The organism is Diaphorobacter sp. J5-51, assembly GCF_001023515.1.
Taxonomy (GTDB): Bacteria; Pseudomonadota; Gammaproteobacteria; order Burkholderiales; family Burkholderiaceae_C; genus Diaphorobacter; species Diaphorobacter nitroreducens.
Genome location: NZ_JSYI01000032.1, coordinates 233,966 through 256,836 on the forward strand (window position 1 = coordinate 233,966; position 22,871 = coordinate 256,836).

At 67.3% G+C, this 22,871-nt stretch carries 20 protein-coding genes and 2 pseudogenes; 14 read left to right on the forward strand and 8 right to left on the reverse strand.

The window, feature by feature from the left end:
* Window positions 1-81: 81 nt before the first annotated feature.
* Window positions 82-694 (forward strand): annotated as a pseudogene (locus OX89_RS05445) (methyl-accepting chemotaxis protein); the annotation flags it as partial.
* Between the two features lie 36 nt (window positions 695-730).
* On the opposite strand, the gene OX89_RS05450 reads toward OX89_RS05445, so the two are convergent.
* On the reverse strand, window positions 731-1,774 hold the full coding sequence (locus OX89_RS05450; protein WP_012435376.1) for an IS630 family transposase: 1,044 nt from the start codon (window positions 1,772-1,774) through the stop codon (window positions 731-733).
* 134 nt (window positions 1,775-1,908) lie between these two features.
* Between OX89_RS05450 and OX89_RS05455 the strand changes: the two are divergent.
* Window positions 1,909-2,298: pseudogene (locus tag OX89_RS05455) on the forward strand (DUF488 domain-containing protein).
* A 113-nt stretch (window positions 2,299-2,411) separates the two neighbouring features.
* Window positions 2,412-3,038: a uracil-DNA glycosylase family protein gene (locus tag OX89_RS05460; RefSeq protein ID WP_234305510.1), complete on the forward strand. Its 627-nt coding sequence runs from the start codon at window positions 2,412-2,414 to the stop codon at window positions 3,036-3,038.
* A 60-nt stretch (window positions 3,039-3,098) separates the two neighbouring features.
* On the opposite strand, the gene lolA is transcribed toward OX89_RS05460, so the two are convergent.
* Window positions 3,099-3,737 (reverse strand): outer membrane lipoprotein chaperone LolA, encoded by a 639-nt coding sequence (gene lolA / locus OX89_RS05465; protein WP_369799247.1) that lies wholly within the window; start codon window positions 3,735-3,737, stop codon window positions 3,099-3,101.
* A 55-nt stretch (window positions 3,738-3,792) separates the two neighbouring features.
* Window positions 3,793-6,123: a DNA translocase FtsK gene (locus OX89_RS05470; protein WP_015914048.1), complete on the reverse strand. Its 2,331-nt coding sequence runs from the start codon at window positions 6,121-6,123 to the stop codon at window positions 3,793-3,795.
* A 292-nt stretch (window positions 6,124-6,415) separates the two neighbouring features.
* Between OX89_RS05470 and trxB the strand changes: the two genes are divergently transcribed.
* The 3 genes from trxB to rpmG all read left to right on the forward strand — a co-directional run bounded on the left by trxB (window position 6,416) and on the right by rpmG (window position 8,027).
* Window positions 6,416-7,369 (forward strand): thioredoxin-disulfide reductase, encoded by a 954-nt coding sequence (gene trxB, locus OX89_RS05475; protein WP_011806494.1) that lies wholly within the window; start codon window positions 6,416-6,418, stop codon window positions 7,367-7,369.
* 233 nt (window positions 7,370-7,602) lie between these two features.
* Window positions 7,603-7,836: a 50S ribosomal protein L28 gene (rpmB, locus tag OX89_RS05480; RefSeq protein WP_003058229.1), complete on the forward strand. Its 234-nt coding sequence runs from the start codon at window positions 7,603-7,605 to the stop codon at window positions 7,834-7,836.
* Between the two features lie 20 nt (window positions 7,837-7,856).
* Window positions 7,857-8,027 (forward strand): 50S ribosomal protein L33, encoded by a 171-nt coding sequence (rpmG, locus tag OX89_RS05485; protein WP_011806495.1) that lies wholly within the window; start codon window positions 7,857-7,859, stop codon window positions 8,025-8,027.
* 138 nt (window positions 8,028-8,165) lie between these two features.
* Here the strand turns inward: rpmG and OX89_RS05490 are convergent, their stop codons facing one another.
* The 3 genes from OX89_RS05490 to OX89_RS05500 form a co-directional block, all read right to left on the reverse strand.
* Window positions 8,166-9,377 (reverse strand): fatty acid desaturase, encoded by a 1,212-nt coding sequence (locus tag OX89_RS05490; RefSeq protein WP_011806496.1) that lies wholly within the window; start codon window positions 9,375-9,377, stop codon window positions 8,166-8,168.
* A 132-nt stretch (window positions 9,378-9,509) separates the two neighbouring features.
* The gene (locus OX89_RS05495; protein ID WP_011806497.1) at window positions 9,510-10,787 is read right to left on the reverse strand and encodes an RsmB/NOP family class I SAM-dependent RNA methyltransferase; all 1,278 of its coding nucleotides are present in this window, start codon (window positions 10,785-10,787) and stop codon (window positions 9,510-9,512) included.
* Between the two features lie 43 nt (window positions 10,788-10,830).
* Window positions 10,831-12,702: a M48 family metallopeptidase gene (locus tag OX89_RS05500; protein ID WP_047349857.1), complete on the reverse strand. Its 1,872-nt coding sequence runs from the start codon at window positions 12,700-12,702 to the stop codon at window positions 10,831-10,833.
* A gap of 50 nt (window positions 12,703-12,752) precedes the next feature.
* On the opposite strand from OX89_RS05500, the gene OX89_RS05505 reads away from it, so the two are divergent.
* A complete protein-coding gene (locus OX89_RS05505; protein ID WP_041836404.1) occupies window positions 12,753-13,001 on the forward strand; it encodes a DUF1653 domain-containing protein in 249 nt (82 codons plus the stop codon).
* Between the two features lie 208 nt (window positions 13,002-13,209).
* Window positions 13,210-13,767, forward strand: a complete 558-nt coding sequence (locus tag OX89_RS05510; protein ID WP_047349901.1) for a hypothetical protein — start codon at window positions 13,210-13,212, stop codon at window positions 13,765-13,767.
* A 64-nt stretch (window positions 13,768-13,831) separates the two neighbouring features.
* On the opposite strand, the gene purN is transcribed toward OX89_RS05510, so the two are convergent.
* Window positions 13,832-14,416 carry a phosphoribosylglycinamide formyltransferase gene (purN, locus tag OX89_RS05515; RefSeq protein WP_047349858.1) on the reverse strand — a complete coding sequence of 195 codons (585 nt, stop codon included), beginning with the start codon at window positions 14,414-14,416 and terminating at the stop codon, window positions 13,832-13,834.
* A 23-nt stretch (window positions 14,417-14,439) separates the two neighbouring features.
* Here purN and OX89_RS05520 point away from each other — a divergent pair, with 23 nt between their 5' ends.
* The 3 genes from OX89_RS05520 (at window position 14,440) to OX89_RS05530 (ending at window position 17,512) form a co-directional block, all read left to right on the forward strand.
* Window positions 14,440-15,117, forward strand: coding sequence for a YceH family protein (locus tag OX89_RS05520; protein ID WP_047349859.1), 678 nt, complete (start codon window positions 14,440-14,442; stop codon window positions 15,115-15,117).
* A gap of 87 nt (window positions 15,118-15,204) precedes the next feature.
* A complete protein-coding gene (locus OX89_RS05525) occupies window positions 15,205-16,386 on the forward strand; it encodes an acyl-CoA dehydrogenase family protein (RefSeq protein ID WP_015914057.1) in 1,182 nt (393 codons plus the stop codon).
* Window positions 16,387-16,396: 10 nt separating this feature from the next.
* Window positions 16,397-17,512 carry an acyl-CoA dehydrogenase family protein gene (locus OX89_RS05530; RefSeq protein WP_047349860.1) on the forward strand — a complete coding sequence of 372 codons (1,116 nt, stop codon included), beginning with the start codon at window positions 16,397-16,399 and terminating at the stop codon, window positions 17,510-17,512.
* A 59-nt stretch (window positions 17,513-17,571) separates the two neighbouring features.
* Here the strand turns inward: OX89_RS05530 and OX89_RS05535 are convergent, their stop codons facing one another.
* Window positions 17,572-18,129: an HNH endonuclease gene (locus tag OX89_RS05535; RefSeq protein WP_011806507.1), complete on the reverse strand. Its 558-nt coding sequence runs from the start codon at window positions 18,127-18,129 to the stop codon at window positions 17,572-17,574.
* A 162-nt stretch (window positions 18,130-18,291) separates the two neighbouring features.
* On the opposite strand from OX89_RS05535, the gene OX89_RS05540 reads away from it, so the two are divergent.
* The 3 genes from OX89_RS05540 (at window position 18,292) to lspA (ending at window position 22,802) form a co-directional block, all read left to right on the forward strand.
* Window positions 18,292-19,335: a bifunctional riboflavin kinase/FAD synthetase gene (locus OX89_RS05540; RefSeq protein WP_011806508.1), complete on the forward strand. Its 1,044-nt coding sequence runs from the start codon at window positions 18,292-18,294 to the stop codon at window positions 19,333-19,335.
* Between the two features lie 114 nt (window positions 19,336-19,449).
* On the forward strand, window positions 19,450-22,305 hold the full coding sequence (gene ileS, locus OX89_RS05545) for an isoleucine--tRNA ligase (RefSeq protein WP_047349861.1): 2,856 nt from the start codon (window positions 19,450-19,452) through the stop codon (window positions 22,303-22,305).
* On the forward strand, window positions 22,305-22,802 hold the full coding sequence (lspA, locus tag OX89_RS05550; protein ID WP_047349862.1) for a signal peptidase II: 498 nt from the start codon (window positions 22,305-22,307) through the stop codon (window positions 22,800-22,802). The genes ileS and lspA overlap by 1 nt, the downstream gene beginning before the upstream one ends.
* Window positions 22,803-22,871: the final 69 nt, after the last annotated feature.

Sequence of the window (22,871 nt, forward strand, 5' to 3'; positions counted from 1 at the left end):
GGTTCGTGGCAGCAGTCGCGTGCATGCGCTACGCTATTGATCCGGCGGGAATTATTCATGAGGCCGCATAGGCGACATGCNAGCCGCACGCGCGGGCGAGCAGGGCCGCGGCTTTGCCGTGGTGGCGGGCGAAGTGCGCAGCCTGGCGCAGCGCAGCGCCGAGGCCGCCAAGGAGATCAAGCAGCTCATCACCACCAGCGTGGACAACGTGCAATCGGGCTCAGCCCAGGTGGAGCAGGCCGGCCAGAGCATGCAGGACATCGTGCACAGCGTGCGCCGCGTGAGCGACCTGATCGGCGAGATCACCGCTTCGTCCACCGAGCAGCGCGACGGCATCGGCCAGGTGAACCAGGCCGTGGCGAACCTGGACCAGATGACGCAGCAAAATGCCGCGCTGGTGGAAGAGTCCAGCGCCGCCGCCGCCGCCCTGCATGAACAGGCGCAGCGCCTGGCGCAGGTAGTGGCCGTGTTCAACGTGGGCAATGGCGCCGTCGCGGCGCCCCGCAGCCCGGCCCGCGTGGCGCCGCCAGCGGTAGCGCCCGCCCCAGTCAAGACACCGGCCGCAACGCCGGCGCGCGCGACGCTGGCCAAGCCCACACCGACAAAGGCTGCCGCCAAGGTGTCCGCCCCCCAGATCGCGCCGGCCAAGACGCCTGCGGCATCGGATGCGGATGGCGAATGGGAGAGCTTCTAAGCAAAAAAATAGCGTTATTGATCCGGCGGGAATTATTCATGAGGCCGCATAGGCGACATGCTTGTCGCCAAAGTACTTCCGGACCCGCTCTGGCGTGTTCTCCAACATCGTCATGTGTTCTGTCGCCGCCGCGCGCAGCTTGGCCTTGGTTCGCACCGGAACCTTGCTGCCAATCGCATGCTTCAAATCGGCATTGAGCCGCTCCTCTGGGTTGAGTTCGGGGCTATAGCTGGGCAGGTAGAACAACTCAATGTCCTCTTTGCGCTGGGCCGACCACTCCTTGACAGGCTTGCTGTGGTGCACCCTCAGGTTGTCCAGAATCAGGAATATCTTCTTGCCCTGTGACTCCTTGATCAAGGCCTGCATGAACTCGATCAGTTTGTCTGAATTGAACGCCTCGTCAATGATCATCCAGCGCGTTTTGCCCTGGTTTGTGACGGTGGCAATCATGGAGAGTTTTTGCCGTGTGCCACCCACTGCCCGCGTCACCGGCGTCTGGCCTGCTGGTGCATAACTTCTGCCACGCACATCTGTGTTGACCAAGGCCGTTTCATCACCCCAATGGATCTCTGCGCCTTCACGCTTGGCCCTGGCCTCGATGGCGGGGTATTCATCTTCGAGCCAGGCCTGGACGGCCTCAGGCCTCTGCTCGTAGGCTTTTTTGATCGGCTTTTGCGGCGTAAAACCCCAGCGCGCCAGATAGTCGCCCACCGCCCGCACGGATAGCTTGAGCCCCAGGTCGCGTTCGATGAGTTCGCGCACTGCGGGCCGACTCCAAAGGGCGAACTCCATCTTGATCTGCTCAGGGCGCTTGTCGATGATGGTCATTCGAATGACGCGCTCTTGCTCAGCGCTCAGGCTGCGTCCACTGCCCAGCTTCTTTCCCCTGGCGTTAGGCTTGAGTGCAGCCGCCCCGCCTTGCTCGAACAGGCGCAGTGCAGTGTTGACCCCAGACCAACTGAGCCCAGTTTGCTCAACGATCTGCATCACGCCAACACCTTTTCGATGCAAGCGGATGACCTGCTTGCGACGCTCATGCAGTACTTCCCGCGACTGCTTGCGTGCATCTTCTTTTTCCATGAACTTTGGAGTCATGAAATCAATACAAGTTCATGAATAAATCATGCCTGGTCTATAGCATGCGTTGCCGCCACTGTGCAGCGCGGCTGAATTCAGGTGTTAGCTCTTCCTGTCGCCCGTATCTGTACCCCACCATGCCCATCCGCATCGTCCGCCTCGGCACTCCCCGCGCACGCGATGAAGGCACGCGCATCGGCACCGTGCGCCGCCCGCCACGCGGCGTGCCCAAGGAGCAGTTCGCGGCGCAGGACTGGTATGACGTGTGGTACCCCAACCTCTCGCCCAGCCCCGAGACCGTCAAGCTCGCCCAGGCCGCGCAGACGCCCAAGGAATGGGCGGCCTTCACCCAGTAGTTCCGCCAGGAGATGGCCACGCCGGAGAACCGCCACACCATCGCGCTGCTGGCCGCGCTGTCGCAGCACAACAATTTCTCCGTGGGTTGCTACTGCGAAGACGAGGCGCGCTGCCACCGCTCGGTGTTGCGCGCGCTGCTGTCCGAAGCCGGCGCCCGCATCGCAGACTGATGGCGAAGCCACCGGGCAACACATTGCCGCGCAACGCATTGCCGCGCAACGCATTGCCGCGCAACGCATTGCCGGGCAACGACCTGCCGCGCGTCGAAATGCCGCGTGTCGAAATGCCGCGGGCCAAAGCGCCGAGCGTCGAAGTGCCCCCCAACGAGCCGCTGGACGCGCTGCTGCGCCGCGTGCGCGCCTGCACGATCTGCGCCCCCTTCCTGCCGCTGGGCCCACACCCCGTGCTGCAGGCCGATGCACGCGCGCGCCTGCTGATCGTGGGGCAGGCACCGGGGCGCAAGGTGCATGCCTCGGGCATCCCCTTCGATGACGCGAGCGGCGAGCGCCTGCGCACGTGGCTGGGGCTGACACGCGAGACTTTCTATGACCCGGCGCGAGTGGCCATCGTGCCGATGGGCTTTTGCTATCCGGGCCGTGGCGCCTCGGGCGATGCACCGCCCCGCCCCGAATGCGCCCCCGCGTGGCGCGTGCCACTGCTGGCACGGCTGCCGAACATCGCGCTGACCGTGGCCGTGGGCCAATACGCGCTGGCCTGGCATCTGGCCGCGTGCCGCGGGCAGCCGCTGGGGGAAACCGTGCGCGGCACCTGCACCCTGCCGGATGCGCCCGTCCTGGCCCTGCCGCACCCCAGCCCGCGCAACAACGGTTGGCTCAAGCGCCACCCGTGGTTCGAGTCCGAGTTGCTGCCGCTGGTGCGGGCACGCGTGGCGACCGTGCTGGCGGTTTAGAGCAAAACATGGCTCTAGCGCTTACCCTATAAGCGCTAGCAGCTATCGAAACAGAAGCATTTACTGCGAAAGCACATCCGCCCCCGCAGGCGGCTTGAACTGGAAGGTGCCTGCCGGCAGCGCCGGGTTGAGCTGCATGCCGGTGAAGCGGATCAGCGAGCGCTGCCCAAAGCTGTCCAGGATGTCCAGCGCCGCCAGTTGCTCCCCCGCGAAGCCCACGCGCACGCTCTTGAGCTGGCCATCCTTGGCCTTGGGCGTAGCCAGCACCCACTGCAGGCCGTCCTGCTCGGGCGCCGACTCCAGCGCGAAGTCGGCGCGCAGCGCCGCCAGGTCGGGTGCGGACGCGAGCAGCGCCGCGGGCGTGCTGCCCAGCGCCTTGGATTGCGTGCGCTGGGTCACTTGGTTCAAGTCCGCGTCGTACAGCCACAGGGTCTGCCCATCGGCCACGATGAGCTGCTCGAACGGCTTGCGGTAATGGAATTTGAAGCGCCCTGGACGCTGGAACTCAAAACTGCCGCTGGAGGTCTTGGTGCGGCCCGCCTGGCCGTCCTTGGGCGGCGAGGTCACGGTCTGCGTGAACTCGGACCGGCCGCTCTGGGCGGTCTTCATGAAGGTTTCAAGGCTTTTCAGGCCGTCAGCCCAGGCGCAACCAGCGCCAGCAGCTATCAAAATCGCAGCAAATATTTTCTTCAACACCATTTCTCCATGCAAGCGGTTGCGTGGACAGCGGGCCGGGGAGCGTGCCCAGGCAGCTTTACTCGCTGCGCGCGGGCACCAGCACCTCGCGCTGGCCGCTGGCGGTGAGAGCGCTCACCAGGCCGGCCTTCTCCATGTCTTCGAGCAGGCGCGCGGAGCGGTTGTAGCCAATGCGCAGCTTGCGCTGCACGTAGGAGATGCTGGCCTTGCGGTCTTTCAGCACCACCTCCACGGCCTGGTCGTACATGGGGTCCTTCTCGCCGCCGCCTTCGCTGTCGCCAAAGCCGAAGCCGCTGTCGTCGCCCTCGACGGTACCGCCTTCCAACACCCCTTCGATGTAGTCCGGCTCCCCTTGTTCCTTCAAGTAGCTGACGACACGGTGCACCTCGTCATCGGAGACAAAGGCGCCGTGCACGCGGATGGGCAGGCCCGTGCCGCTGGCCATGTAGAGCATGTCGCCCATGCCCAGCAAGGCCTCGGCGCCCATCTGGTCCAGGATGGTGCGGCTGTCGATCTTGCTGCTGACCTGGAAAGCGATACGCGTGGGGATGTTGGCCTTGATCAGGCCGGTGATCACGTCCACGCTGGGGCGCTGCGTGGCCAGAATCAAATGGATGCCGGCAGCGCGCGCCTTCTGCGCCAGGCGGGCGATGAGCTCCTCGATCTTCTTGCCCACGACCATCATCAGGTCGGCTAGCTCGTCGATCACCACCACGATGTGCGGCAGCCGCTCCAGCGGCTCCGGGCTCTCCGGTGTGAGGCTGAAGGGGTTGGGGATGTGTTCCTCGCGCGCCTTGGCGTCGTCTATTTTCGTGTTGTAGCCCGCGAGGTTGCGCACGCCCAGCTTGCTCATGAGCTTGTAGCGGCGCTCCATTTCGGCCACGCACCAGTTCAGCCCGTGGGCGGCCTGCTTCATGTCGGTGACCACCGGCGCGAGCAGGTGCGGGATGCCCTCGTAGACCGACATTTCCAGCATCTTGGGGTCGATCATCAGCAGGCGCACGTCGCGCGCCTCGGCCTTGTAGAGCAGCGAGAGGATCATGGCGTTGATCCCCACCGACTTGCCCGAGCCCGTCGTGCCCGCCACCAGCACGTGCGGCATCTTGGCCAGGTCCGCCACCACGGGCGCGCCCACGATGTCCTTGCCCAGGCCCATGGTCAGCAGGCTCTTGGCGTCGTGGTAGACCTGCGAGCCCAGGATCTCCGACAGGCGGATGGTCTGGCGTTTGGCGTTGGGCAGTTCCAGCGCCATGAAGTTCTTGCCAGGAATGGTCTCGATCACGCGGATGGACACCAGCGACAGCGAACGCGCCAGGTCCTTGGCCAGGTTCACGATCTGCGAGCCCTTCACGCCCGTGGCGGGCTCGATCTCGTAGCGCGTGATCACCGGGCCGGGCATGGCGGCCACCACGGTGACGTCCACGCCGAAGTCCTTGAGCTTCTTCTCGATCAGGCGGCTGGTCATCTCCAGCGTCTCGGGCGACACCGTCTCCTGGCGCGCCTGCGCGGCGTCCAGCAGGTCCACCTGCGGCAGGTTGCTGTCGGGCATCTCGCTGAACAGGGGTTTCTGGCGCTCCTTCACCACGCGGGTGCTCTGCACCACATCGGACAGCACGGGCTCAATGATGGTGACAGGCTGCGGGTGCTGCACCTCAATCTCGTGGCGCTCTTCCTGCACCACTTCCTCGCGCTCGCGCGCGGCGCGCCGCCCCACGGCCACGTCCTTGGCCTTCTCGCGCCGCGCCCGGCCGCGCTGCACCAGCGCATCGATGCGCCCACCCAGGCGCTCGGCCAGATGCCCCCAGGAGAAACGGAACACGAGCGCCGCGCCCAGCACGACCACCACCACGCCGGCCAGGCCCGAGCCCGTGAACCCGAGCCAGCGCACGGCCAGCGGCCCCGTCATATAGCCCAGCATGCCGCCCGCATGGCCGGGCAGCAGGGCTTCGAACCGGTACAGCCGCGACCATTCCAGTGCCGTGCTGGCGCACAGCAGCAGCGCCAGGCCGCCCCAGAATACGCCGCGGCGCTGCCACGGCGCGTGGCCTGCGGCGCCATCGCCGCGCATCCAGCGCGCCAGCGACGCAAACCAGGCGCGCACGCCCGCGGCGACGCACCACCAGACGGAAAAGCCCAGCACGAAGTAGCTGCCGTCGGCGAGCCACGCCCCGAGCCTGCCCACCCAATTGGACAGTGGCTGTCCATTGCCCGCACCCGATGTGGACCAGGCCGCATCCTGCGCGGAATAGCTCACGAGGGCCAGCAGCCAGAACACCAGGCCCAGCAGGCCCAGCACCAGGCCGATCTCATGGCCGAAGCGCGCCGCGCCGGTGCGTGGCGCCGACTTGCTGGAGGAAGAAGCGTTCAGGGTGTTGAGGGAGTACGTCATGGGATAAGAGCGCGCAAGCTTACCCCATGCCGACGACGCGTCTGTGCGCCGTGCGCTGCGTGCGGCAGCCCGCCCCAGGCCTGCCGGCTGCCCGCCTTTTTGTCACTGCGCTGCGCCAGCGCAAAGGCCGATACGCCCGCCCCGGCCGTGTTATTCATGGCTTCTTACAATGGCCGCGATTGAAAACCCGACCGCAGGCGCCCGCGCGGACCGGTTGATACTGGGGGGCCCGGCCCCAGGTTCTTACGGGGCACGCCGGTCGCCCGGCATAACAAAACCTTACTTTTCAGCCATGTCCACTACCCAACACGCCAAAGTCATGATCCTCGGCTCCGGCCCGGCGGGCTACACCGCCGCGGTGTATGCCGCGCGCGCCAACCTCAACCCCGTGCTCATCACGGGCCTGGCCCAGGGCGGCCAGCTCATGACCACGACCGAGGTGGACAACTGGCCCGCCGACGTGCACGGCGTGCAGGGCCCCGAGCTGATGCAGCGCTTCCAGGAACATGCCGAGCGCTTCAAAACGCAGATCGTGTTCGACCACATCAGCCAGGTGGACCTGTCCAAGCGCCCCTTCACCCTTACGGGCGACAGTGGCACCTACACCTGCGACTCGCTCATCATCGCCACGGGTGCATCGGCCAAGTACCTGGGCCTGCCCTCCGAGGAAGCCTTCATGGGCAAGGGCGTGTCCGCCTGCGCCACCTGCGACGGCTTCTTCTATCGCGAACAGGACGTGTGCGTGGTCGGCGGCGGCAACACCGCCGTGGAGGAAGCGCTGTACCTGTCCAACATCGCCCGCAAGGTGACGCTGGTGCACCGCCGCGACAAGTTCCGCGCCGAGCCCATCCTGATCGACAAGCTCATGGAGAAGGTGGCGGCCGGCAAGATCGAGCTCAAGACCTTCTTCACGCTGGACGAGGTGCTGGGCGACGCCACCGGCGTGACCGGCATCCGCCTCAAGCACACCGAAGACGGCCATACCGAGGACATCGCGCTGCAAGGCTGCTTCATTGCCATCGGCCATGCGCCCAACACCGACATCTTCCAGGGCCAGCTGGCGATGGAAAACGGCTACATCGTGACCCAGGGCGGCCTCAAGGGCTTTGCCACGCAGACCAGCGTGCCGGGCGTGTTCGCCGCCGGCGACGTGCAGGACCATGTGTACCGCCAAGCCATCACCAGCGCCGGCACGGGCTGCATGGCCGCGCTGGACGCGCAGCGCTTCCTGGAACAGCAGGAATAACGCACTAAGCCCCGCGCATTCGGCTCCTGCAGGTTTCGGCATGCAGGGGTTTTTTGATATTCGGGCTATAATGCGCGGCTTTGCCAAATCCTGCGCCTGCAAATTGCAGCGCAAAGGCTGCGGCGACCGGGTTACCGCCACCCGTTCAAACTGGCGAGGTGAGGCTGACCGGCACGCTCCTGCTCTCGCGGGACTTCAGCGCCGGCAGCCGTTGCAACTATCGGAGTGTCCTGATGGCACGCGTATGTGAAGTAACGGGCAAGAAGCCCATGGTGGGAAACAACGTCTCCCACGCCAACAACAAGACCAAGCGCCGTTTCCTGCCCAACCTGCAGTACCGCCGTTTCTGGGTGGAAAGCGAGAACCGTTGGGTGCGCCTGCGCGTGTCCAGCGCCGCTCTGCGCCTGATCGACAAGAACGGTATCGACTCCGTGCTCGCAGACATGCGTGCCCGTGGCCAAGCCTAATTTCCTCAAGGAGAACAACCATGGCTTCCAAAGGCGGACGCGAAAAGATCAAGCTGGTGTCCACGGCCGAAACCGGTCACTTCTACACCACCACCAAGAACAAGAAGACGATGCCTGAGAAGATGTCGATCATCAAGTTCGACCCCAAGGCTCGCAAGCACGTCGAGTACAAGGAAGCCAAGCTGAAGTAATTCGGCCCGGCTCCTGTCAAAAAGCCGCCCGGCGTTGCGCCCGGCGGCTTTTTTCATGTCCAGCGTGGGCATAAAAAACCGCGGCACCCTTTCGGGTCGCCGCGGTACTGCGGTCAGAAGAGCCAGCCGCCGCGTCGCTCAGGCGTGGGCTGCCCGCAGCTTCAGCGAAAACTCCTTGAGCGCCGCGATGCCGCTGGCCTCGGCCCGCTGGCACCAGGCTTGCAGGTCTGCGGTCAGCTGATCGCGCGACTGCGAGGTGTTGAGCCAGAGCTGGCGCAGCTCCTCGCGCATGGTGACCATCTTGTCGAGTACGGGGTGCGCCGCACGCACTTCGGCCAGCGTCGGCTGTGCCTGCGCAGGGACCTTCTCGGCGTCGCGGTGCAGCCAGCGCTTGGCGCGCTTGAGGGCCGACACGTCGGCCTTGCGCGCCTTGAGCGCGGCGATCTCGTCCTTGCAGGCCTGGCGCACGCCGCGTGCATAGCCAGCCATGACCTCGTAGCGGTTGGCGATGAGCGCCTCCAGCGTCTTTTCGTCGGCCACCGGCTTCACGGCGCCCAGGCGCAGCTTGGGCGGCACCTTCTTGACCTTGGCCCAGCCCAGGCGCTGCAGCGCGCTGATGTAGAGCCACCCCACGTCGAACTCGTACGGCTTGACCGAGAACTTCGCGGCCGTCGGATAGGTGTGGTGGTTGTTGTGCAGCTCTTCACCGCCGATCACAAGGCCCCAGGGCACGAGGTTGGTGGAGGCGTCCTGCGCCTCGAAGTTGCGATAGCCCCAATAGTGGCCCACGCCGTTGACCACGCCCGCGGCCCAGAACGGGATCCACGCCATCTGCACGGCCCACACGGCGGCGCCCACGGCGCCGAACAGCACCAGGTTGATGACCAGCATCAGCCCCACGCCCTGCCAGGTGAAGCGGCTGTAGACGTTGCGCTCCATCCAGTCGTCCGGCGTGCCATGGCCGAACTTCTTCAGCGTCTCGGCGTTGGCCGCCTCGGCACGGTACAGCTCGGCCCCGCGCCACATCACGGTGCGCAGGCCGCGCGTCTGCGGGCTGTGGGGGTCGTCGGGCGTCTCGCACTTGGCGTGGTGTTTGCGGTGGATGGCCACCCATTCCTTGGTGACCATGCCCGTGCCCAGCCACAGCCAGAAACGGAAGAAATGCGCAGGCACAGGCCCCAGGTCCAGCGCACGGTGCGCCTGCGAGCGGTGCAGGAAGATCGTCACCGCCGCGATCGTGATGTGGGTGGTGGCCAGGGTGTAGAGCACGATCTGCCACCAGGCCAGGTCCCACACGCCATGCGCCAGCCAGTCGAGCGCGGTATTCCACGCGGCGCCATCAAACAACATACAAACCTCGATCCACTATCCAATACCGCCGCGCAGCCGGCGGCGTTCCACATTGTCGGACGCCGTCTCCGCGGACCGGAACATGCCCGGCCGCCAGGATGGCTTCGCGTTGCGTGCCAGCGCGTAGGAAAGTTACGCGCGGCGGGTCCAGACGGCAGCGAAGAAACCGTCCGTCTGGTGCAGATGAGGCCACAGCCGCAGATATCCAGTGCCGCTGGCGCCGCCATGGCACAGGCGTGCGGCATCGGGCACCTTCAGCTGCGTGAGCAGCGCGCCGGCGTCCTGCGGCTCGAAATCGGCATGCGCCGCGCCGAAGGCTTCGGCAATGGCCTCGTTTTCCTGCGGCAGCACGCTGCACGTGGCATAGACCAGCCGCCCGCCAGGTTTGACCAGGCGCGCCGCGCTTTCCAGGATGGCGGTCTGCTTGCCGGCCAGCTCCCGCAGCGCCTCGGGCGATTGGCGCCACTTCAGGTCGGGGTTGCGGCGCAGCGTGCCCAGGCCCGAACAGGGGGCGTCCACCAGCACGCGGTCGATCTTGCCGGCCAGGCGTTTGACGCGCTCGTCGCGCTCGTGGGCGATGGCCGCGGGGTGCACGTTGGACAGGCCCGAGCGCGCCAGGCGGGGCTTGAGCGCCTCCAGCCGGTGGGCCGACACATCGAAGGCGTACAGCCGCCCCGTGCTGCGCATGGCCGCGCCGATGGCCAGCGTCTTGCCGCCGGCACCGGCGCAGAAGTCCACCACCATCTCGCCGCGCTTGGCGTCCAGCAGCAGCGCGAGCAACTGCGAGCCCTCGTCCTGCACCTCGATAGCGCCGCGCGTGAACGCGTCCAGCTTGGTGAGCGCGGGCTTGCCGGCGATGCGCAGTCCCCAGGGAGAGTAGGGTGTCACTACCGATTTGATAGCTGCTTGCGCAAGCTCCTTCTGCACCTGGTCGCGTTTTTCCTTCAAGGCATTGACGCGCAGGTCCAATGGCGCAGGCTGCGCCAGGCTGTCGGCCAGGGCCCAGAAGCCGCTCTCGCCCAGCTGCTGCTTGAGCGGCGCCACCAGCCACTCGGGCAGGTTGTGGCGGTGCGGCGCCAGCAGGTCTTCAGGACGCACGGCGTCGCACTGGTCCAGCCAGGACTTTTCCTGCTCGGTCAGTGCGCTCTTGACGAAGTCGCGCGGGCCGTGAAAGCCCAGGATGGCCAGGCGCCGCTCCTTGGGGCCCGCGCCCGAGCGCGCCAGCTGCTCGAACAGCAGCTTCTTGCGCAGGACGTTGTAGACGGTTTCGGCCAGCGTGGCGCGCTCGCGCGGGCCCAGGCCGCGGTGCTCGCGGAAGTAGCGCGAGACCACGGCGTCGGCCGGGTGTTCAAAAGTAAGGACCAGCCTGACGAGTTCCGCGCAGGCGTCCACAAGGGCTTTGGGATGCATGGCGTGATTGTCCCATCTCGCGCCCGCATCATCCGCCGCCGCCTCAAGCCCCTCCGGGCCCGGCGTGCACGGGCTCAAACGCCTGGCGCTCGATGTCCTCCAGCGCCGCCGTGTCACCGGCCGCGAGCACCAGCAGCTGTCCCGGCAGTTCCAGCTCGCTCTCCAGACGGCGGCACAGGGCATAGCGCGCCTGCGCATCCAGACCGTGCAATTGCACGAACAGCAGGTAGGTGCGCCGCTGGGGCATGGCGCGCAGTTGCTTGCACACCAGCCAGGCGCGCGCCACCGCGCGGTGCAGGGCCAATTCGGCCTGCAGCTCGCCGAGCTCGAACGCGCTCAGATCGTGGCGCGTCACGCGCTGGAAGAAGGGCGTGTCGTACAGCTCCTCCAGGGCGGCATCCTCCACCTCCTCCGCCTGGCGCACGCGCTCGCGCCAGCGCTTGAGGGCCTCGGCGTCATAGTCCCCACCGGCCTCGGTACGCTGCTCCAGCGCCTGCACCGCGCCCCGGGCCGCACCCCAGCGATGGGTGGGACTGCAGTCCCACAATGCCTCGCAACAGCGCAGGCGCGCCGCGGCGTCCTGTGGCGGCAGACTGTCGGCCAGCCCGAGCAGCGCACCCACATGGGCGGGTTCGCGCGCCAGCACGCGCTCGTACAGCGGCTGCACGGCGGCCTGCGGGTCCAGCCGGCGCATCAACCGCGCCAGCTCCACGGTCTCGGTGGCGCTGTTGCCGGCCTGGGTGGACTGCAGGGTGCGCACGCGCTCCTGCGCCCGCTGCAGGCGGGCGTGGTGCTGCTTCCACACCGTGGCGTTGGCCTTGCACCACTGGTCATCGAAGTGCGCCATCCAGCCGCGCGCCTGCGCCCCCAGCAGCGACAGCGCCCCGCGCTGCGACCACGGCGGCAGCGTGGGGCGCCCACCCGTGAGCGCCTCCACCCGGTCGCGCAGCACGGGATGGGTGTCGTCCACGCCGCTCAGGCGCCGTACCGCTTCGCGCAGCGCCATCTGGGCGAAGGCCGGCTCCGGCGGCAGTGCCAGCAGGCGCTGCAGGGCGCCGTAGGGCCCGGCGGGCAGAGGTTGGGACAGCGCGCCCTGCCAGTGCTGGCGCCAGAACTGCTCGCCCAGCCAGGCGCCCTTGATCTCGACCTCGGTGAGCGCGGCGGCCACCTCATCCTGGCCCAGCAGGCGCGCGGCGATGCGGTCGGCCTCGTATTCGTCCTGGCGGGCCAGGGCGAAGGTCTTGGCGGCAAAGCGCGGCCAGTACCAGTTCAGAAACGCCCGCGTGGCCACGGCCATGGGGCCGGCATCGTCCTGCATGCCCTCGTGCAGGCGGTGCCAGCTCAGGCGGGTGTGGTAGATCCAGGCCGCAAAGCGCCCGTGGTCGCCACGCAGGTGGCCGTATTCGTGGGCCAGCACCGCCAGCAGGCGCTTTTTGTCCAGCGCCATGAGCAGCGGCAGACCGAGCGTGAGCTGATTGCGCGCACCGCCCAGCATGCCCCAGCGTGCCTCCTGGCGGATGCTGGCGTTGAAGTCGTCGTCCAGATACACCTCGTGGATGGGCGGCCCCTTGATCTTGCGGCGGATGCGCTCCAGCGCATCGAACAGCGCCGGCGCCTCACGCGCGGTGATCTGTACGCCGTGGGGCGGGCTGCGCGGCACCCACAGCGCACGCAGGCTCAGCCATAACAGGCCGCACGCGGCCATCACAATCCATACCCAGGCGAAGCGGAACTTGCCGTGGAGGAGTTGGGGCACCACCCACACCAGCATGCCCACGGCCAGCGCCAGGCAGCCCAGCACCCAGGCGTAGCCCAGCGCCGCAAAGGCGGCCACGCCGCGGCGGTAGGCACGGCTGTCGGCGGCGCTGGCCATCTCGCTCATGCGCACCATGTGTATGAAGTCCGCCTCCTCCATCAACCGCCCTCCCGTTGTGATGCGTATTTTTTCTACCGCGAATGCTATCCATGAACGATGAACTGCCACCCCTGGTTTGCACACCCCCCGGCCGCTACCGCCACTACAAGGGCGGGCTGTACGAGGTGCTCGGCACGGTACGCCACAGCGAGACGCTGGAGCCCATGACCCTGTACCGCGCGCTGTACGGCGAGCAGGGCCTGTGGGTGCGCCCGGCCGCCATGTTCAACGGGACGGTGGTGGTCGATGGCCGCGAGCAGCCGCGCTTCGCCGCGTGCGCGGGCACACCCGAGGATTGAAGACAAATACGGCCCTTGCGCTTGTCCATCAAGCGGCAGCAGCTCCTCTTTCAATAGCAAACACCACCTACTGGCTGCGCGCGCGGCCCGGCACCCCTGCCCTCCCTTGTCCTACGCCGGTGCCCAAAGGCGGGCACTACGGTGTAGTCAGGACGACAAGCGGCGGCGTGCGCAGGCGAGCCCCGTGCGCCGCGGAAAGGAGCCCTTCATGGACTATCTGCTGCAGGGAATGTTTGGCGAGCGGTCGCTGACCAAGGTGGCCGCCGTGTTCAACGACCGGGCCGACGCGCAGGCGATGGTGGCGCGGCTGCAAAGCCTGCCCGGTATGGCGCCCGGCCAGGTGCGCATGCTGGGGCCGGAGGATGCGCGGGAAGACCATGCTGAGCACTTCGGCCGCACGCTGGAGCCGGAGCAGCGTGGCATCTTCCGCACGATGATCCGCGCCCACGTGGTGACCGGTTTCGCGGGCGGCGTGCTCGGCCTGCTGCTCTACGTGTGGCTGCTGCGCTCGGGCGCCCCGCTGATCGTCAGCAGCCCACTGCTGGCCTTCATCGCCGTGGTGGGCTTTTGCACCACCTTCGGCCTGTTGGCCGGCGGTCTCGTCACCATGCGCCCCGACCACGTGGGGCTGATCGCCGAGGTGCGCGAAGCCCTGGAGCAGGGCCGCTGGGCGGTGGTGGTGCACCCGACCGACACCGCGCAGACACGGCAGGCGCGCGCGTTGCTGCAGGATGGCGGCGGCGCGCAGGTGGCGCGCACGCTGTGAGCGTGCCGCCCGGGCGACTTGCAAGCAAATCACGCTCCAGCGCACGCCCCATCAGCGCTAACGGCTATCGATTCGCGAGCAATTGCGCCAGTACGGCGCGTGGATAGATCAGGTGTTCCTGCGTGAGCACGCGAGCGGCCAGCGCGTCGGCCGTATCACCCGGCAACACGGGCACCACCGCCTGGTCCAGGATGGGGCCCACGTCCAGTTCTGCCGTGACCTCGTGCACCGTGCAGCCGGCGAACCTGCATCCGGCGTCGATGGCGCGCTGGTGCGTGTGCAGACCCGTGAAGGCCGGCAGCAGCGAGGGGTGGATGTTGACCAGCCGGCCCGCGAAGTGGTCCACGAACCCGGGGGTGAGAATGCGCATAAAGCCGGCAAGCACCACCAGGGACGGCTCGTAAGCGTCGATGGCCTGGGCCAGCGCGGTGTCGAACGCCTCGCGCGAGGGATAGGCCTTGTGGTCCAGCACCTGGGTGGCAATGCCCTGCTCGCGCGCCAGCGCCAGGCCCTTGGCATCGGCCTTGTTGCTCAGCACCGCGGCCACACGGATGCCGTGGCGGCCCGCCCAGTCCTGCTGCTGCGCGGTGCGCACGATGGCCGCCATGTTGGAGCCGCCGCCGGAGATCAAAATCACGATGTTCTTCATTTGCCGGAAATTATCCCCTGCCCATGCCCTTTGACGCCCGCACCCGCCCCCTGACCGCGCCGCAAGCGCGCGTGCTTGCCACGCTGCTGGAAAAGTCCCGCACCGTGCCCGACAGCTATCCCCTCACCCTCAACAGCCTGCTGGCCGGCTGCAACCAAAAGAGCAGCCGCGATCCGGTCATGCAGCTCACCGAGAGCGAGGTGCAGCAGGCGCTGGATGAGCTGCGCCAGCAGACGCTGGTGCTGGAGATCGGCGGCGCGCGCGTGGCGCGCTGGGAGCACAACTTCACCCGCGGCGTGGGCGTACCCGACCAGTCCGCCGCGCTGCTGGGCCTGCTGATGCTGCGCGGCCCGCAGACCGCGGGAGAGCTGCGCATCAACGCCGAGCGCTGGCACCGGTTTGCCGATATCTCCTCGGTCGAGGCCTTCCTGGACGAGCTGCAGTCGCGCTCCGATGACAAGGGCGGGCCGCTGGTCACGCTGCTGCCGCGCGCACCGGGCGCGCGCGAGCCGCGCTGGGCTCACCTGCTGTGCGGCCCTGTGGATGCCAGCCCCGCCCAGATGGCCAGCGCATCGCCCGCGTCACGCAGCGAGGAAGACGGCGCACTGGCCCAGCGCGTACAGGCCCTGGAGGATGAGGTGGCCGCGCTGCGCGCCACCGTGCAGCGCCTGTGCGAGCAACTGGGCGTGGCCGAGCACTGACCTCGTCAAGACCCCGCCCCTGTCACGGTTCGGACAGGGCTGAAAAGCACGCCCGTGCTACAACGGCGGCTTCACAGGAGACAGCACATGGACCTTGCATTCACCCCCGAAGAGCAGGCATTCCGCGAGGAAATTCGCGCCTGGGTGCGCACCCACCTGCCCCAGGACATCGCACACAAGGTGCACAACGCCCTGCGCCTGACCAAGGACGACATGCAGCGCTGGGCCAAGATCCTCGGCGCCAAGGGCTGGCTGGGCTACGGCTGGCCCCGGGAGTTCGGCGGCCCCGGCTGGAACGCCGTGCAAAAGCACTTATTCGAAGAGGAATGCGCCCTCGCCGGCGCGCCGCGCATCGTGCCCTTCGGGCCGGTGATGGTGGCGCCCGTGATCATGGCCTTTGGCAGCAAGGAGCAGCAACAGCGCTTCCTGCCCGGCATCGCCAGCGGCGAGGTGTGGTGGAGCCAGGGCTACAGCGAGCCGGGTTCGGGCTCGGACCTGGCCAGCCTCAAGACCCGCGCCGAGCGCGTGGGCGACAAATACATCGTCAACGGCCAGAAGACCTGGACCACGCTCGGCCAGTACGGCGACTGGATGTTCAACCTGGTGCGCACCAGCACGGAGGGCAAGCCGCAGACGGGCATCAGCTTCCTGCTGCTGGACATGAAGTCGCCCGGCGTCACCGTGCGGCCCATCAAGCTGCTGGACGGCGAGTGCGAGGTCAACGAGGTGTTCTTCGACAACGTCGAGGTGCCTGCCGACCAGCTCATCGGCGAGGAGAACAAGGGTTGGACCTACGCCAAGCACCTGCTCAGCCATGAGCGCACCAACATCGCCGACGTGAACCGCGCCAAGCGCGAGCTGGAGCGCTTGAAGCGCATCGCCAAGGCCGAGGGCGTGTGGGACGACATGCGCTTTCGCGACCAGATCGCGCTGCTGGAGGTGGACATCGTCGCGCTGGAGATGCTGGTGCTGCGCGTGCTGTCGATGGAAAAGAGCGGCAAGAACCCGCTGGACATCGCCGGCCTGCTGAAGATCCGCGGCAGCGAGATCCAGCAGCGCTATGCAGAGCTGATGATGCTGGCCGCCGGCCCGTTCGCCCTGCCCTTCATCGAGGAAGCCATGGAAGCCGGCTGGCAGGGCGACTTCCCTGGCGGCGTGGCCGCCAACGCCCCGCTCGCCTCCACCTACTTCAACCTGCGCAAGACCACCATCTACGGCGGCAGCAATGAAGTGCAACGCAATATCGTCGCTCAGACCGTGCTGGGTTAAGGAGATAACCATGGATTTCAATTTCTCCGACGACCAGCAGCAACTGCGCGACGCCGTACGCCGCTGGGTGGACAAGGGTTACAGTTTCGAGCGCCGCCGCGCCATCGTGGCCGCGGGCGGATTTGACCGCGCCGCTTACAACGAGCTGGCCGAACTGGGCCTCACGGCCCTCACCGTGCCCGAGGCCCACGGCGGCCTGGGCCAGGGCGCCGTGGATGCCATGGTGGCCATGGAAGAGCTGGGCCGCGGCATCGTGCTGGAGCCGCTGGCGCATGCGTTCATTGCGGCCCGCGTGCTCAGCGAGTGCGCCGACGACAACGTGCAGTCCGCCTGGCTGCCGCGCATCGCCAGCGGCGAAGCCCTGGTGGTGCTGGCCCACCAGGAGCGCAAGGCCCGCTACCGCCTCGATGTTTGCGAGGCAAAAGCGGCTGCAGCGCCCGGTGGATATGCGCTCACAGCTATCAAAAGCGTAGTTCCAGCGGGCGACCAGGCGGACGCCTTCCTCGTGCCCGCACAGCTCGATGGCCGCATCGCGCTGTTCCTGGTGGAACGCAGCGCCGCCGGCGTGGCCACGCGCGGCTACCTCACGCAGGACGGCAGCCGCGCCGCCGAACTGTCGCTGACCCAGGCGCCCGCCACACTCGCCACCGCCGACGGCCTGGCCGCACTGGAGCTGGCCGTGGACACCGGCATTGCCGCCGCCTGCGCCTACGCCGTGGGCGCCATGGAGCAGACCCTGGCCATCACCGCCGACTACATGAACCAGCGCAAGCAGTTCGGCGTGCCCATCGCCAGCTTCCAGGCGCTGCGCCACCGCATCGCCGACATGAAGATGCAGCTGGAGCTGGCGCGCTCCATGAGCTACTACGCCAGCCTGAAGCTGGGCGAGGAAGCCGGCGAGCGCCGCCGCGCCCTGGCCCGCGCCAAGGTGCAACTGGGCCAGTCCATGCGCTTCGTCGGCCAGCAGGCGGTGCAGTTGCACGGCGGCATCGGCGTGACGGACGAGTACATCATCAGCCACTACTTCAAGACGCTCACGCAACTGGAGATGTCGTGGGGCGACACGCTGCACCACCTGGGCGAGGTGAGCGCGCGCATGCAGGACACGGCGGGGGTGTTTGCCTAAGGGCCCGTCCTCAACCCAAAACGCGGCCCCTGGCCGCGTTTTTTCGGATGCTGCCTGCGTCAGCTCAACAGCCGCGACGACTTGGGCACGTGGGCCATGAGGAACTCCATCTGGTCAGCCAGGATGCGCCGGTTGCGCAGGATGAAGTCTTCCCACAGGCTGGGTACGTAAGGCGTGTACAGCAGCGGCATATGCGCCTGCTCGGGCGTACGCGGGCCCTTGCGGTGGTTGCAGGGGCGGCAGGAGGTGACCACGTTCATCCAGTGGTCCACGCCGTTCCTGGCAAACGGCACGATGTGCTCGCGGGTCAGGTCCTGTTCCTGGAAATGCCCTCCGCAGTAAGCGCACACGTTGCGGTCGCGTGCGAACAGCTTGGCGTTGGTGAGGCTGGGGTAGAGGTCGAAGGGGTTGATGTTCGGCACGCCACGCGTACCGATGATGCTGCTCACCGCGATCTGTGACTGCTCGCCGGTGATGGCGTTATGGCCACCGCGAAACAGCGCGACCTGCGCGCCGATCTCCCAGCGCACCTCGCCCGCGGCGTAGTGCGTGACCGCCTGCTCCAGCGTTATCCAGGATTGCGGCAGCCCCTGGGCCGACAGCTTCAAGACCTTCACAACACGCCTCCTGCCATGGAACACAAGAATCGGAACGTTGATGTCTCGCCGGTCGCACTGTGCAGCGCAGCCGGTAGCGCACAATATACTCTTTTTCATGACAAATTGGCGTCAAGCGCTTGATGGACTTGCGCCAGCCGCTATCAAAAGAAAAGCACTGCGATGAAGATCTTCCGCGGCTTCCATCACCCGGAGGTGGCACCGGCCTGCGCCCTCACCATCGGCAATTTCGACGGCGTGCACCGCGGCCACCAGGCCATGCTGGCCCTGCTGAACAGCGAGGCGCAGCACCGCGGCGTGCAAAGCTGCGTGCTGACCTTCGAGCCGCATCCGCGCGACTACTTCGCCGGGGTGCACAAGCGCCCGGATCTCGCGCCCGCGCGCATCGGCACGCTGCGCGACAAGCTGTCCGAGCTGGCGCGCTGCGGCGTGCAGCAGACCATCGTGCTGCCGTTCAACGAAAAGCTGGCACGCCAGGCACCCCAGGCCTTCATCGACGATGTGGTGGTGGGCGGCCTGGGGGCGCGCTACCTGCTGGTGGGCGACGATTTCCGCTTCGGCGCCCAGCGCGCGGGGGACTACGCCATGCTGGACACCGCCGGCCGCGAGCGCGGCTTCGAGGTGGCGCGCATGAACAGCTACGAGGTGCACGGGCTGCGTGTTTCCAGCTCCGCCGTGCGCGACGCCCTGGGCGCCGGCGACATGGAGGAAGCCACTCGCCTGCTGGGGCGCCCGTACGCGATCTCTGGCCACGTGGTGCATGGACGCAAGCTGGGCCGGTCGCTGGGCCGCTCCGCCGCCAGCGGGCCCCACCAGGACGGCTTTCGCACGCTGAACCTGCGCTTTGCGCACTGGAAACCGGCCGCCAGCGGCATCTTCGCGGTATTGGTGCACGGGCTGGACGCCGAGCCCCTGCCCGGTGTGGCCAACCTGGGCGTGCGCCCGTCGCTGGACCCGAGCGACGTGAACGGCGGGCGCGTGCTGCTGGAGACGCATTGCCTGCAGTGGCCCGCTCACCTGGGGGCCGAGGGGGCCTACGGTAAAATTGTGCGCGTGGAACTCCTGCACAAACTGCACGACGAGCTGAAGTACGACAGCCTGGGCGCCCTCACAACCGGCATCGCCAAGGACTGCGATGACGCCCGCGCGTACTTCGCATCCTCCCACGCAGAGACCCGTCGCCAGACCACCCGCGACCGAATTTGACGGGGCCGCCTTCGCCCCGCCAGCGCTTGGCGGGCCGCGCCAGCCCCGCCCTTGTCCTGCCCCCGTGTTTGCCTTTCGGGCCACGCCCGGAACGCCCTTGACCTGAAGGTTCCCATGTCCGACTCCAACCCCAAGAACGCCCCCGCCAGTGCCTACCGCGGCACGCTGAACATGCCCGACACGCCCTTCCCCATGCGCGGCGACCTGCCCAAGCGCGAGCCGGGCTGGGTCAAGGAATGGGACGACAAGGGCATCTACAAGAAGCTGCGCGACGCGCGTAGCGGCGCGCCGAAGTTCATCCTGCACGACGGCCCGCCGTACGCCAACGGCCAGCTGCACATCGGCCACGCGGTGAACAAGATCCTGAAGGACATGATCATCAAGGCGCGCCAGCTCGAGGGCTATGACGCGATCTACGTGCCGGGCTGGGACTGCCACGGCCTGCCGATCGAGAACGCCATCGAAAAGCTGCACGGCCGCAACCTGCCGCGCGACGAGATGCAGGCCAAGGGCCGCGCGTTTGCCACCGAGCAGATCGCGCAGCAGATGGTGGACTTCAAGCGCCTGGGCGTGCTGGGCGACTGGGACAACCCGTACAAGACCATGAATTTTGCGAGCGAGGCCGGCGAGATCCGCGCGCTCAAGAAGGTTATGGAGCGCGGTTTCGTGTACCGTGGCTTGAAGCCCGTGTACTGGTGCTTCGACTGCGCCTCGTCGCTGGCGGAGTTCGAGATCGAATACCAGGACAAGAAGAGCCAGACGCTGGACGTGGCGTTCAAGGCACATGAGCCGGCCAAGCTGGCCGCTGCCTTCGGCCTGCCCGCCCTGTCCAAGGACGCCTTCGCGGTCATCTGGACCACCACCGCCTGGACCATTCCCGCCAACCAGGCACTGAACCTCAATCCCGAGCTGCCGTACGCGCTGGTAGACACCGAGCGCGGCCTGTTCATCGTGGCCGAATCGCTGGTCGAGGCCTGCATGACGCGCTGGGGCCTCACGGGCCAGGTGCTGGCCGTGGTGCCCGGCGAAAAGCTCGCGGGCCTGGAGTTCGAGCATCCGCTGTACGACATGGACGCGGGCTACCGGCGCCTGTCGCCTGTGTACCTGGCCGACTACGCCACTGCCAGCGATGGCACGGGCCTGGTGCACTCCTCGCCCGCCTATGGCGTGGACGACTTCAACTCCTGCGTCGCCCACGGCATGGCCTACGACCAGATCCTGAACCCCGTGCAGGGCAACGGCACCTACGCGGCGGACTTTCCGCTGTTCGGCGGCCAGCACATCTGGAAGGCCGTGCCCGTCATCATCGACGCACTCAAGGTCGCCGGCCGCCTGCTGAACACCACCACCATCACCCACAGCTACCCGCACTGCTGGCGCCACAAGACGCCCGTGATCTACCGCGCCGCGGCGCAGTGGTTCGTGCGCATGGACGAGGGCGAGGGCGTGTTCACCGACCCGGCGCAGAAACCCGCACAGACCCTGCGCCAGATCGCGCTGGAAGCCATCGAGCACACGGCCTTCTACCCCGACAACGGCAAGGCCCGCCTGCGCGACATGATTGCCGGGCGGCCCGACTGGTGCATCTCGCGCCAGCGCAGCTGGGGCGTGCCGATCCCGTTCTTCCTGCACCAGGACTCGGGCGAGCTGCACCCGCGCACCATGGAGATCATCGACCGGGCCGCAGAGATCGTCGAGCAGGGCGGCATCGAAGCCTGGAGCCGTGTGACGGCCGAGGAGATCCTGGGCGCGGAGGACGCCAAGCACTACACCAAGAGCACCGACATCCTGGAAGTGTGGTTCGACTCCGGCTCCACCTTCTGGCATGTGATGCGCGGCACCCACCCCACCATGCACCATGACGAGGGTCCCGAGGCCGACCTGTACCTCGAAGGCCATGACCAGCACCGCGGCTGGTTCCACAGCTCGCTGCTGCTGGCCAGCGCCATCTTCGGGCGCGCACCCTACCGCGGCCTGCTCACGCACGGCTTCACGGTGGACGGCCAGGGCAAGAAGATGAGCAAGTCGCTGGGCAACACCGTCTCGCCGCAGGAGGTGAGCGGCAAGCTGGGCGCCGAAATCATCCGCCTGTGGTGTGCCGCCACCGACTATTCGGGCGACCTGGCCATCGACGACAAGATCCTGGCGCGCGTGGTGGACGCCTACCGCCGCATCCGCAACACGCTGCGCTTCTTGCTCGCCAACGTGAGCGACTTCGACCCGGCCCAGGACGCCGTGCCGTTCGAGCAGCTGCTGGAGATCGACCGCTACGCCCTCTCGCGCGCGGCGCAGCTGCAGCAGGACATCCTGGCGCACTACAAGGTGTATGAGTTCCACCCCGTGGTCGCCAAGCTGCAGCTGTACTGCTCGGAAGACCTGGGGGGCTTTTACCTCGACGTGCTCAAGGACCGCCTGTACACCACGGCGCCCAAGAGCCTGGCGCGCCGCAGCGCGCAGACCGCCCTCTACCAGATCACCCACGCCATGCTGCGCTGGATGGCGCCGTTCCTGTCCTTCACGGCCGAAGAAGCGTGGAAGGTGTTCGGCCAGTCCGAGACCATCTACCTGGAGACCTACCAGACCATTCCCACGGCCGACGAGGGCCTGGCCGCCAAGTGGGAACGCCTGCGTGAGATCCGCGACGCGGTGAACAAGGAGATCGAGACCGTGCGCGCTGCCGGAACCGTGGGCTCGTCGCTGCAGGCTGTGGTCACGCTCACTGCCGCGCCCGAAGACCATGCGCTGCTGGCCAGCCTGGGCGACGACCTGAAGTTCGTGCTCATCGTTTCAGCTACACATTTGGTAGCTGGAAGCGCCCTGCAGATCAGCGTTGCGCCCAGTTTCGATGCCAAGTGCGAGCGCTGCTGGCACTACCGTGCCGACGTGGGCCAGAATCCCGAGCACCCCACGCTCTGCGGGCGCTGCGACAGCAACTTGCATGGCGCCGGTGAAAACCGGGTGCACGCCTGATGGCGCGCGCCGCCGCATCCCGCAGCGCCAGCCTGTGGCCCTGGCTGGCCTGGGCCGTGCTGCTCGTCATTGCCGACCAGTTCACCAAGACGCTGATCCTGGGCTACTACCGCCTGGGCGATGCGACCTACGTGACCAGCTTCTTCAACATCGTGCGGGCGCACAACACCGGGGCGGCGTTCTCCTTCCTGGCCGACGCCGGGGGATGGCAGCGCTGGCTGTTCACGGGCATTGCGCTGGCAACGGCGGTCTTCATCCTGTGGCAGCTGCGCGCCCACCCGGGGCAGAAGCTGTTCTGCTTCGCGCTGTCCAGCATCCTGGGCGGTGCCATCGGCAACGTGGTGGACCGCCTGCAGCATGGCTACGTCGTGGACTTCCTGGACTTTCACCTGCGCGGCTGGCATTTCCCGGCCTTCAACGTGGCCGACTGCGCCATCACCGTGGGCGCGGCCTGCCTGATCCTGGACGAACTGCTGCGCGTGCGCCGCGCCGGCTGAAGGCATCCCCCTGGGCGCCGTGGCGGCGCCCGATCACGGGTATGCTGCACTGTTTCACGGTTCCACGGG

Excerpts from the sequence above, each read along its gene's own strand:
- OX89_RS05450 (WP_012435376.1), bottom strand. The coding sequence starts at position 1,774 with ATGGAAAAAGAAGATGCACGCAAGCAGTCGCGGGAAGTACTGCATGAG.
- OX89_RS05460 (WP_234305510.1), top strand. The coding sequence starts at position 2,412 with ATGCCGCGGGCCAAAGCGCCGAGCGTCGAAGTGCCCCCCAACGAGCCG.
- lolA (WP_369799247.1), bottom strand. The coding sequence starts at position 3,737 with ATGGTGTTGAAGAAAATATTTGCTGCGATTTTGATAGCTGCTGGCGCT.
- OX89_RS05470 (WP_015914048.1), bottom strand. The coding sequence starts at position 6,123 with ATGACGTACTCCCTCAACACCCTGAACGCTTCTTCCTCCAGCAAGTCG.
- trxB (WP_011806494.1), top strand. The coding sequence starts at position 6,416 with ATGTCCACTACCCAACACGCCAAAGTCATGATCCTCGGCTCCGGCCCG.
- rpmB (WP_003058229.1), top strand. The coding sequence starts at position 7,603 with ATGGCACGCGTATGTGAAGTAACGGGCAAGAAGCCCATGGTGGGAAAC.
- rpmG (WP_011806495.1), top strand. The coding sequence starts at position 7,857 with ATGGCTTCCAAAGGCGGACGCGAAAAGATCAAGCTGGTGTCCACGGCC.
- OX89_RS05490 (WP_011806496.1), bottom strand. The coding sequence starts at position 9,377 with ATGTTGTTTGATGGCGCCGCGTGGAATACCGCGCTCGACTGGCTGGCG.
- OX89_RS05495 (WP_011806497.1), bottom strand. The coding sequence starts at position 10,787 with ATGCATCCCAAAGCCCTTGTGGACGCCTGCGCGGAACTCGTCAGGCTG.
- OX89_RS05500 (WP_047349857.1), bottom strand. The coding sequence starts at position 12,702 with ATGGAGGAGGCGGACTTCATACACATGGTGCGCATGAGCGAGATGGCC.
- OX89_RS05505 (WP_041836404.1), top strand. The coding sequence starts at position 12,753 with ATGAACGATGAACTGCCACCCCTGGTTTGCACACCCCCCGGCCGCTAC.
- OX89_RS05510 (WP_047349901.1), top strand. The coding sequence starts at position 13,210 with ATGGACTATCTGCTGCAGGGAATGTTTGGCGAGCGGTCGCTGACCAAG.
- purN (WP_047349858.1), bottom strand. The coding sequence starts at position 14,416 with ATGAAGAACATCGTGATTTTGATCTCCGGCGGCGGCTCCAACATGGCG.
- OX89_RS05520 (WP_047349859.1), top strand. The coding sequence starts at position 14,440 with ATGCCCTTTGACGCCCGCACCCGCCCCCTGACCGCGCCGCAAGCGCGC.
- OX89_RS05525 (WP_015914057.1), top strand. The coding sequence starts at position 15,205 with ATGGACCTTGCATTCACCCCCGAAGAGCAGGCATTCCGCGAGGAAATT.
- OX89_RS05530 (WP_047349860.1), top strand. The coding sequence starts at position 16,397 with ATGGATTTCAATTTCTCCGACGACCAGCAGCAACTGCGCGACGCCGTA.
- OX89_RS05540 (WP_011806508.1), top strand. The coding sequence starts at position 18,292 with ATGAAGATCTTCCGCGGCTTCCATCACCCGGAGGTGGCACCGGCCTGC.
- ileS (WP_047349861.1), top strand. The coding sequence starts at position 19,450 with ATGTCCGACTCCAACCCCAAGAACGCCCCCGCCAGTGCCTACCGCGGC.
- lspA (WP_047349862.1), top strand. The coding sequence starts at position 22,305 with ATGGCGCGCGCCGCCGCATCCCGCAGCGCCAGCCTGTGGCCCTGGCTG.